Genomic DNA, 10,451 nt, shown 5'->3' on the forward strand with positions numbered 1-10,451 from the left:
CCATACAGCCTGTACCTGCAGCCGTAACTGCCTGGCGGTAAATATGATCTTGTGCATCGCCGCAGCAAAATACGCCTTCAATATTAGTTTCGGTTGAACCAGGGCGGGTTATAATATAACCTGTTTCATCCATGTTTATAAAACCACGGAATATACCGGTATTTGGATTATGACCAATGGCTACGAAAAAGCCGGTAACATCTAAAATTCTTTCTACCTGGGTTTCGTTATTTAAAACCTTAACGGCATTCACACTTTGTCCGTCGCCCAATATTTCAAGAGTTTCAGTATTGTATAATATCTCAATATTTGGTGTGTTCAGCACACGGTGTACCATTGCTTTTGAAGCACGGAACTCGTCCCTGCGAACAATCATGTACACTTTGCGGGCTAATTTAGCCAGATAAGTTGCTTCTTCGGCGGCTGTATCGCCTGCCCCAACTATAGCTACGTCCTGTCCTTTAAAGAAAAAGCCATCGCAAACCGCGCAAGCCGAAACGCCAAAGCCGCTATATTTTTGCTCTGATTCTAAACCCAGCCATTTTGCTGATGCTCCGGTAGAAATAATAACCGTATCAGCCAAAATAGTTTTGTTCTCGTCTACCACCACTTTGTGCGGTAATGATGTAAAATCAACTGAACTTACATAGCCAAAGCGGATATCGGTACCCAGGCGTTCTGCCTGCTTGCGAAAATCCTCCATCATTTCGGGGCCCATAATGCCATCCGGATAACCCGGGAAATTCTCAACATCAGTAGTTTGGGTAAGCTGCCCACCGGCAAGCAAACCTGTATACATAACAGGGTGAAGGTCGGCACGTGAAGCATAAATAGCTGCGGTATACCCCGCCGGACCGGAACCTATGATAAGGCATTTTACGTGTTCAATATCTTGTGACATTTGTATTTTTAATGAGATGCGAATTTAAGCTTTATACATGATTGTGCCAATAGGCCATGGTCAGTATATTGCCATACCTTAATGACTATTTACCAACATTGGCTTTCAATACTCTAATAAAATTACCGCCTAATATCTTATCTATATCTTTTCTGCTGTAATTAAGTTTAAGCAGCTCAGCTGTTATTTTGGGGTAATCGGTAACGCTGTCTAAACCTAACGGGTATGATTCGGCGCCGTCAAAATCAGAACCGATGCCTACGTGGTCGGCTCCCATCAGCTTCACCATATAGTCTATGTGTTTTACGAGCATGCTCATTGGCGGGCGAAATTGGTCTGCCTCGGTTTTGTTGATAACATTTAAGCGGATGCTGGCCAAGTCGTAATCATTATAGATCTTGATCAGCGAATCTAATTCGGTTTTGTGTTTGATGAGATAAGCCTCGTGTCGGGCGTCATAGGTACTGTCAATAAAGCCACTGTAAAAGTTCAGGAATACTACGCCACCATTTTTGGCTATGGCCTTTAACTGGTAATCTTTTAAGTTACGACGATGCGGGTTTAAGGCGTAAACACAACTGTGTGATGCAATAACCGGCTTTGTGGTGATAGCCATCACATCATTAAAGGTTTGCTCGCCGGGGTGCGACAAATCAATAATAACACCCAATTTATTCAGCCGTTGCACTACCTGTTTACCCAATTCTGTTAAGCCTTTGTGTTTTAAAGTATCTGCATGTAAGGTTTCATCGCGGGCAGATGTTGCCCAACTGGTGCTGTTATTCCAGGTGAGGGTTAAGTAAGTCATGCCGCGTTTATACAAGCTGTCAATATAATCCAACCGGTCTTCAATCATGTGGCCGCCTTCTACCCCTATCATAGCGGCCAGCTTATTCTGCTTAACCGTTTTCTGCAAGTCGGCAGCAGTGCGGACTAATTGAATTTTATCTGGGTAATGTTTAATGAGCGCGTATAAAGAGTCTATTTCGCGGTTGGCATAAGCGTAAGCTGTGCCGTTACCATATTGGTCGCCGCACCAAACAGAAAAAACCTGCACATCAAGGCCGCCGGTTTTGGCGCGTGGCAGGTCAAAGTTGCCTGTAGATTGCAGTTTGCCTAAGTCTACCTTGGTGATTAGCTGGTTTGATAGCGCATCATTATGGGTATCTATCAGGATTGCTTTTTGGTGGATCTGGTTTACGTTTTGGGCGGATGCGGTTAGTGCCGATAGCAGGAATAGCGGTAGTAGCAGCTTTTTCATGCTTTGAAGGTAATGAAACTACCCTTCTCCGTTCACATAGAAATCAAATAATTTTGATTTAGGTATATTTATCCTTATTTGCCAATAATGATTGCCTCCATCTAAAACATGCATTTGTTCATTTAAGCGTGTTTTATTAATAGATTTTTTCCAAAAAAAATTTATGAAAATAACTTTTTCATTTTGATCATTAATATAGCCAACGTATTGCCTGTAATATTTTTTTAGATTTTTTCTAATGAATAATTTCTGATTTGATGTATCATTTATATTTGCAATATTTTCAATCAATATTCTTTCTGCAAGAATAATATCATTAGTTGTTGGTGTGAATTTTTGATTGCCTCCTGCAAATAGATAGATATATTTTTCATCAAAGGCTATTCCTTCAAATTTCTTTCCCTTTATGTAAACACATTGATCATTTATCCTTTGCGACTTAACTTCCTCTTGTGCGAAAACTTTAACCGATAAAAGAAGAAATATAAATAGCAGCTTTTTCATATTTTGAAGGTAGTAAAAAAACGTGTCATTGCGAGCGATAGCGTGGCAATCTCTTCAGGGCAATTGTACACTTTGCATAAACGAATGGCTTAAATCGCTACGCTCCTCACAATGACACGGTGGATTATCATGTCTGTATTATCCCCACATTAAACGCTTTTTCTATTGGCGCGTGGTTGGCGGCTTCTATCCCCATTGATATTACCTTGCGGGTTTCCAGCGGGTCGATAATACCATCAATCCAAAGCCTTGCAGCCGCATAATATGGGGTAGTTTGGGCATTGTATCTATCAGTGGTTTGTTTTAGCAGTTCCGCTTCTTTCACATCATCCACTACTTCGCCTTTTGCTTTTAAACCGGCCGCCTGCATCTGTACCAAAACTTTAGCTGCCTGGCTCCCGCCCATTACCGCTATTTTGGCGGATGGCCATGCGTATATCAACCGTGGGTCGTAAGCCTTGCCGCACATGGCGTAATTGCCCGCGCCGTACGAATTACCTATTACAATGGTAAATTTTGGCACAACCGAATTGGCTACCGCGTTTACCATTTTAGCGCCGTCTTTTATAATGCCGCCATGTTCGCTGCGGCTGCCTACCATAAAACCGGTAACATCCTGCAGAAAAACCAATGGAATTTTCTTTTGGTTGCAGTTCATAATAAAGCGGGTTGCCTTATCGGCCGAATCGGAATAGATAACACCACCAAATTGCATTTCGCCTTTTTTTGATTTGATAACCTTACGCTGATTAGCCACAATGCCAACCGCCCAGCCATCTACACGACCTAAACCGCAGATGATAGATTGACCGTAACCAGCCTTGTATTCCTCTAATTCCGAATCATCAATCAGTCGTTTGATGATCTCGTACATATCGTATGATTTCTCGCGGTTATCCGGCAGTATGCCGTAAATATCTTTCTCGTTTAGTTTTGGGGCAGATGGTTTGATACGATCGAAACCCGCCTTGTTGTAATCGCCCACCTTATTCATGATGTTGCGGATAGAATCGAGGCAGGCCTTATCGTTAGGGTGTTTATAATCAGTCACACCCGAGATCTCGCACTGCGTAGTTGCACCGCCAAGGGTTTCATTATCTACCTCCTCGCCTATGGCCGATTTTACAAGATATGATCCCGCCAGGAAAACTGAACCTGTACCTTCAACTATCATCGCTTCATCGCTCATGATAGGCAAATAAGCGCCACCTGCCACGCACGAACCCATGATGGCAGCTATCTGGATGATACCCATGCTGCTCATGATGGCATTATTGCGGAAGATGCGGCCAAAGTGTTCTTTATCGGGGAAGATCTCGTCCTGCAGGGGCAAATACACACCAGCCGAATCTACCAGGTAGATAATTGGCAGGCGGTTTTCCATTGCAATTTCTTGCGCACGCAGATTTTTCTTAGCGGTTATAGGGAACCAGGCACCGGCTTTAACTGTAGCATCGTTAGCAACCACAACACATTGTCTGCCGCTTACATAGCCAATCCCGCAAATTACTCCCCCACTTGGGCAGCCGCCATGCTCGGTGTACATGCCATCGGCAGTAAAAGCGCCCACTTCCAGCCAGGGTTTGTCGTCATCAATCAGGTAGGCAACACGCTCGCGGGCAAGCATTTTGCCTTTTTCTTTTTGTTTGGCAGCGGCCTTTTCGCCACCACCCAGGTATATTTTTTTAAGCCTGGTGTTAAATTCGTAAACTAATTGCTTGTTAATATCCTCATTCTTATTGAATTCCAGATCCATACGTGTTCTATAATAGGGTTATGTAATTTTAGGAAAATAAATTAGAAATAACCTAACCAGGATGTGTTTTATTATGCATGCATAATAAATAAAGCAAACTGCCAACTATAAAACTGCGAACGCTAAGTTAAATTCCTATCCCTGAACCAAACTTCATCGGGCTTTATATCTATGTTTTCCATCAGGTTAACAAGTTCTATGGGGTCTACTGAAGCAAGTACCAGTTCGCGATTGGCGGGTTTTAGGTAGCGCTGCTCTACCATTACATCCATCTGCTTTAATAGCATATCATAAAAACCATTGATATTTAGTATCCCTACCGGGTGATTGTGCAGCCCTAATTGCAGCCAGGTAAGTACTTCAAAGAATTCTTCGAGTGTGCCAAATCCTCCGGGAAGCATAATGATACCGTCGCAAAGGTCGTTCATGAGTTGTTTGCGCTGGTGCATGTTCTCTACAATGCGTAGTTCGGTTATACCGGTATGGCCAACCTCTTTATCCATCAAAAACTGTGGGATAATGCCTATGACCTTACCACCACGCCCCATTACCGCATCAGCTAACAGGCCCATTACACCCACATTACCCCCGCCGTAAACCAATGCGATATCCTTACTAACCATAACATCGGCCAGTAGTTCAACGGCTTGTTTTAATAAAGGATCGCCGTTAAAGTTGGCCCCACAGAATACGCAAATAGCTTTCATGAACGCAAATATACATCATACGCCTTGCAGTATAAACCATATTATTATCCATTATCTTTAAAGGTTTATCCATTTAAATGGTACTATTACAATTCTAAATTTATCTAAACCAAATAACCAAAATACCTAAATGAAAAAAACCTTATTACTAACCGCAACACTAATTACGATTTGCCTTTCTTCCTTCGCACAAAATGTTGTTAATCCCCATGTAGAAATTTCGGAGAGCATGGGCAGTTTAATAACAAAAATTGAAACCGATAAGCAGTACACCATAGTAAGCTTTGAGCAATATGCCTATAATGATAGCTCGTGGGTGGTGCTCAATAAAGAAATTTATATTCAAACGGATATTGATAACAAACATTACGAATTTGTAAAAGCCGATGGGATAGCTGTAGCGCCAGAGACAAGGCACACTTTTGCCAAAGCGGGCGACAAACTTTCATTTAAAGTATATTTTAAAAAGATACCGGCTAATGCAAAATTGATAGATATTATTGAACACGCCGGCAGGCGTAGCGATGGCATTACGTTTTTTAATTTTTACAACATAGATCTAACACAGTCGAATCCGGGAGAGCAGCACGTAAAAGTAACTGAGGTTGTTTTGGCTCCCCCGCCACTTAACGAACAATTTAACGCTACCGGGTCAAATGATATCACAAATATGATGGGTGCCATGGGCCCGATGTATGCCAGCCTGATAACATCAATGCTGAATGCGCAACTTAGTTTTTATAAACAACCAGGCAAACTAACCGAAGTTGCCAAATTACATAAGCAATATTTTGACGCCCTTGTAAAAGCAGGTTTCAATTATGAACAAGCTATCAGGATACTTACAAGTGCCCCATTAATTCAAATGGCAAGTTCATCTGGTAAATAATCTAAACTTTACCGAATAAAAAAGGGGATACAATTTGTATCCCCTTTTCTTTTTTATATCGCTGAAATTATCTCGTATAATTCGGAGCTTCTTTTGTAATGGTAATATCGTGAGGATGGCTTTCGCGCATACCTGCAGCGGTGATACGTACAAATTTAGCTTTTTGCAGGTCTTCGATATTAGCAGCACCACAGTAATGCATACCTGCACGTAAACCGCCAATGTACTGGTAAACTACCTCGGCCATGTTACCTTTAAATGGCACGCGACCAACAATACCTTCGGGAACCAACTTGGTTACCACATCGGTCTCATCCTGGAAGTAACGGTCTTTTGAACCTTTAGCCATAGCCTCAATAGAACCCATGCCACGGTATGATTTAAATTTACGGCCTTCGTATATAATGGTTTCGCCCGGTGATTCTTCTACCCCTGCAAACAGTGAACCAGCCATGATAGAGCTTGCACCTGCTGCAATAGCCTTTACAATATCACCTGTTTGTTTGATACCACCATCGGCAATAACCGGGATACCACGGCCTTCAAGGGCTTTGGCACATTCGTAAATAGCATATAATTGCGGAACGCCCACTCCTGCTATGATACGGGTGGTACAGATAGAACCCGGGCCTATACCAACCTTAACGGCATCGGCACCTGCATCGGCAAGGGCGAGGGCAGCATCTGCAGTAGCAATATTACCTGCAATCACCTGCAAGTCGGGATATAGGTTTTTAACGGCCTTAACCATATCAATAACCCCTTTTGAGTGACCGTGAGCCGTATCAACCGTAATAACATCTACACCAGCTTTTACCAATGCGGTAACACGGTCTATATTATCTGCAGCAACACCAACGGCAGCGCCTACACGCAGGCGGCCAAATTCGTCTTTACAGGCATTAGGGAAGTTTTTAACTTTCTGAATATCCTTGTATGTAATTAAACCTACCAGTATACCATCCTTATTTACAACGGGTAGTTTTTCTATTTTATTGGCTTGCAGTATGGCAGCAGCATCTAAAAGGTTTGTACCCTGTGGCGCTACAATAAGGTTTAGTTTGGTCATTACGTCGCTAACGGGCACGGTAAGATCTTTCTGGAAACGCAGATCGCGATTGGTGATAATGCCTTTAAGCTTGTGCTCGGCATCAATAATCGGGATACCGCCAATGCTGTTCTCACGCATGATATTAACTGCGTCAGATAATAAAGCATCTTCCAGTAAGGTAACAGGGTCTTGGATCATGCCACTTTCCGAACGCTTAACCTTGCGAACTTCGTCGGCTTGTTGCTGAATGGTCATGTTTTTATGCAGCATACCAATACCACCTGCCTGGGCAATGGCAATAGCCAAACCGGCTTCGGTTACGGTATCCATAGCGGCCGAAATGATCGGGATGTTTAAACGGATCTTTTTTGTTAAAAAAGTGCTCGTGTTAACTTCGCGCGGTAATACTTCTGAATAAGCGGGGAGTAATAGTACGTCGTCATAGGTTAATCCTTCGGCGACAAATTTGGATGGGTCTAACTGCATAGCAAATAATTATTTGGAGTTATTATTTGCCGGGCAAAGCTAACAAAATTTATGGAATTTGGAAAGCCTGATGTCGAATTGATGATAAGGTGACAATTGCTTGATTTTAATTTCACATTATCAAACCCATCTGGGTTAAAACAAAAAACCGTTGGCTAAAGCCAACGGCAATGTTTTTTCATCTGCACATCTGCATATTCGCAAATCTGCACATCTACTAATATTTCCCTACTATCACTTTATAAAAGTTATCAAAGTCGAAATACTTATTGGCTAATGCCTTTAGTTCTTCGGCGGTGATATTTTTTACGGTTTGGGTATAGCGTTCGTAATAATCGTAATCTAACCCGGCAAAGTGCAGGTTTTTGAATTTATCGGCATGAGAAAGTACATTCTCCAGGCTACCCAAAAGCGAACCCAGCATAAAGTTGCGTACCAGCGATAATTCTTCCTCCGGGATAAGCTCATCCTTTAAAAGGTTCACTTCCTTCTCTATTTCCACTACGGCGGCCTTACAAACATCGGCACCAACTTCTGATGCGATAAAGAACGCCCCCGTTTGTTTGAATGATGACATTCCCGAACCAATGCCGTAGGTATAGCCCTTATCCTCGCGGATGTTGGCCATCAAACGTGAACCAAAGTATCCCCCTAAAACAGTATTTAAAACCTGCAGCGCCGGGAAATCCGGATGGGTACGGTTTACAAACGGTGTACCTATACGGATAGCGGATTGTAAGGCATCAGCTTTTTCCAGATAGATAAAACGCTCGGCAGATGGTTGCAATTCGGGCTGTGTGGTATCTGCAGGGATGGTTACTTCGCCCCAGGCACCTTCAAAGGTTTTGGTTACGACTTCCAGTATCTGCGGATCAGCTTTACCAGCTATAATAATATTGCAATTGCCCGGCTGGTACATTTGTTTATAGTTCGCCAACAAGTCTTCCCTTTTCAGTGATCTGAAATCTTCAGGTTCGGCAGCAAGGCCATAAATAGTTTCGCCATATAAAGCCTTGTTAAATACGCGGCGGGCAACAAAGTCGTTCTTTTGCAAACTTACCTGCAGTTTTTGCTGCTGATTGCGCACAAAGGTTTCCAGTTCTTTTTCCGGGAAAATAGAATCTGTAAGAATGTCTTTTACAACCGGCAATGTGGCTTGCAAATGTTTTGTCAGCGTAAACAGCGTTACCTGCGAAAGGTCATAGCTATAATCAACCTGCAAAAAAGCGCCGTAAAAATCTACTTTATCGGCAATTTGCGCTGCTGTCAGTTTATGTGTACCCTCGGTAAGCATGGTATTTACAGCCACGTTCAACAACGGTTTCTTTGGATCGAAACGAAAGTTACTGAAGATCCATTCTATACGTACCAGGTCCAGATCACCTGAATTGAAAGTGAATATATTACAGCCGTTTGCCAACTTAGTACTTTCGGGGTGTATCAGGTTTATATTTTCTACCCCATTAAATTGCGGGGGTGTTTGTCTATTTAAAATGCTCATGTTCAATATTTATTGATGCATTATTCGCTAATTACTTGAATTGGTTCATTAACGCTCTGCGCTAAGTAAACCAATGTAGAAGAGTTTTCCTTACGGAATATCTTATTAGCATGTGCCTTTATTTGCGTAGCTGTAACGGCTAAAAACCTGGCAGACTCGTGGTTAAAACCATCTGCATCGCCCATTAGTTCGTAAAAGGCCAGGTTCATGGCCTTATCTAAAAGCGACATCTCTGAAAACACCATGGTTGCTTCTGTTTTATTTTTCACCTTGGTTAATTCATCGGCAGGTACATCTTCATTTTTCAGTCGCTCAAGCTCTTGCCAAAGTGCTTCTTCGGCTTGCTCAATGCTTACATTTTCCAATGGTTTACCCTCCAGCACAAACATACCTTTATCCAGGCTGCCGGTTATATAGGCATGTACCTCGCTAAATATATGCTTTTCTTTTACCAGGCTGCGGTACAGGCGCGATGAATTCCCCCTTGAAAGAATATCAGACATTAATTCAACAGGGTAATAACTATCATCAACCCGGCCTTCCATTTGGAAAGCGATGTATACATCATTAAGCGGCACTTTTGCAACTACAGTTTCGCGGCGTTCTTCGATCTGGGGTTGCTCTTGCGGCAAATCGCGAACATATTTTTCGCCCGCAGGTATCGACCCAAACCATTTTTCGGCCAGTACCTTTATATCCTCAGTTTTCACATCGCCACCTACTACCATTATCGCACTTTGCGGGGTATAATGTTTTTTAAAGAAGGCTTTTACATCTTCAATTTTAGCATCCTCGATATGTTTAATGGTTTTACCTATAGTTGCCCAACGGTATGGGTGCTGCTTATAAACCATTGGCCTAAGTTTTAACCAAACATCGCCGTAAGGCTGGTTCAGGTAACGCTGTTTAAACTCCTCAATTACCACATTACGCTGCACCTCCAGGCTTTTCTCGCTAAAGGCAAGGTTAAGCATACGGTCGCTCTCCAGCCAAAAAGCGGTTTCTAAATTAGCCGATGGCAGGGTGATATAATAGTTGGTAATATCGTTGCTGGTAAAAGCATTATTTTCGCCCCCTACCCGCTGTAGCGGGCCATCATAATTAGGTATGTTTGCCGAACCGCCAAACATAAGGTGCTCAAATAAATGGGCAAAGCCGGTTTGCTCGGGGTCTTCGTCGCGTGCACCAACATCATACAGAATGTTTAGCACTGCCATTGGGGTTGTATTATCTTCATGAACTATAACCCTAAGGCCATTGTTCAGTGTAAATCGATTGAATTTAACCATGTAATAACGATTATTTAACGGTAGGCAAATGTATAATTTTTACAAAGCCATAGTGTTTAAATGTTGTAAAGATTTGAAGGTATATAAATTACAGACAGTAATTATT

The 10,451-nt window shown here is 42.4% G+C and carries 9 protein-coding genes; 1 reads left to right on the forward strand and 8 read right to left on the reverse strand.

The genetic code is table 11. From position 1 onward, the window contains the following. The 5 genes from trxB to JWQ85_RS02845 form a co-directional block, all read right to left on the reverse strand. Nucleotides 1-901: thioredoxin-disulfide reductase (trxB, locus tag JWQ85_RS02825; RefSeq protein ID WP_299463621.1), on the reverse strand; the 901-nt coding region annotated here is incomplete at its 3' end. Between the two features lie 85 nt (nucleotides 902-986). Further along, nucleotides 987-2,162, reverse strand: a complete 1,176-nt coding sequence (locus JWQ85_RS02830) for a dipeptidase (RefSeq protein WP_299463624.1) — start codon at nucleotides 2,160-2,162, stop codon at nucleotides 987-989. An 18-nt stretch (nucleotides 2,163-2,180) separates the two neighbouring features. Next, nucleotides 2,181-2,666 (reverse strand): hypothetical protein, encoded by a 486-nt coding sequence (locus JWQ85_RS02835; RefSeq protein ID WP_299463627.1) that lies wholly within the window; start codon nucleotides 2,664-2,666, stop codon nucleotides 2,181-2,183. 127 nt (nucleotides 2,667-2,793) lie between these two features. Then, nucleotides 2,794-4,422: an acyl-CoA carboxylase subunit beta gene (locus JWQ85_RS02840; protein ID WP_299463630.1), complete on the reverse strand. Its 1,629-nt coding sequence runs from the start codon at nucleotides 4,420-4,422 to the stop codon at nucleotides 2,794-2,796. Between the two features lie 122 nt (nucleotides 4,423-4,544). Then, a complete protein-coding gene (locus JWQ85_RS02845; RefSeq protein WP_299463632.1) occupies nucleotides 4,545-5,129 on the reverse strand; it encodes a TIGR00730 family Rossman fold protein in 585 nt (194 codons plus the stop codon). Nucleotides 5,130-5,259: 130 nt separating this feature from the next. On the opposite strand from JWQ85_RS02845, the gene JWQ85_RS02850 reads away from it, so the two are divergent. After that, nucleotides 5,260-6,018: a hypothetical protein gene (locus JWQ85_RS02850; protein ID WP_299463635.1), complete on the forward strand. Its 759-nt coding sequence runs from the start codon at nucleotides 5,260-5,262 to the stop codon at nucleotides 6,016-6,018. Between the two features lie 67 nt (nucleotides 6,019-6,085). Here JWQ85_RS02850 and guaB read toward each other — a convergent pair whose 3' ends face one another. From guaB to JWQ85_RS02865, 3 genes are all read right to left on the reverse strand, one after another. Then, on the reverse strand, nucleotides 6,086-7,555 hold the full coding sequence (guaB, locus tag JWQ85_RS02855; RefSeq protein WP_299463638.1) for an IMP dehydrogenase: 1,470 nt from the start codon (nucleotides 7,553-7,555) through the stop codon (nucleotides 6,086-6,088). 217 nt (nucleotides 7,556-7,772) lie between these two features. Then, complete coding sequence (locus JWQ85_RS02860; protein ID WP_367186177.1) at nucleotides 7,773-9,056, reverse strand: M16 family metallopeptidase; 1,284 nt, start codon at nucleotides 9,054-9,056, stop codon at nucleotides 7,773-7,775. A gap of 20 nt (nucleotides 9,057-9,076) precedes the next feature. Beyond that, complete coding sequence (locus tag JWQ85_RS02865) at nucleotides 9,077-10,345, reverse strand: pitrilysin family protein (RefSeq protein ID WP_299463641.1); 1,269 nt, start codon at nucleotides 10,343-10,345, stop codon at nucleotides 9,077-9,079. Nucleotides 10,346-10,451: the final 106 nt, after the last annotated feature.

The organism is Mucilaginibacter sp., assembly GCF_028288105.1.
Taxonomy (GTDB): Bacteria; Bacteroidota; Bacteroidia; order Sphingobacteriales; family Sphingobacteriaceae; genus Mucilaginibacter.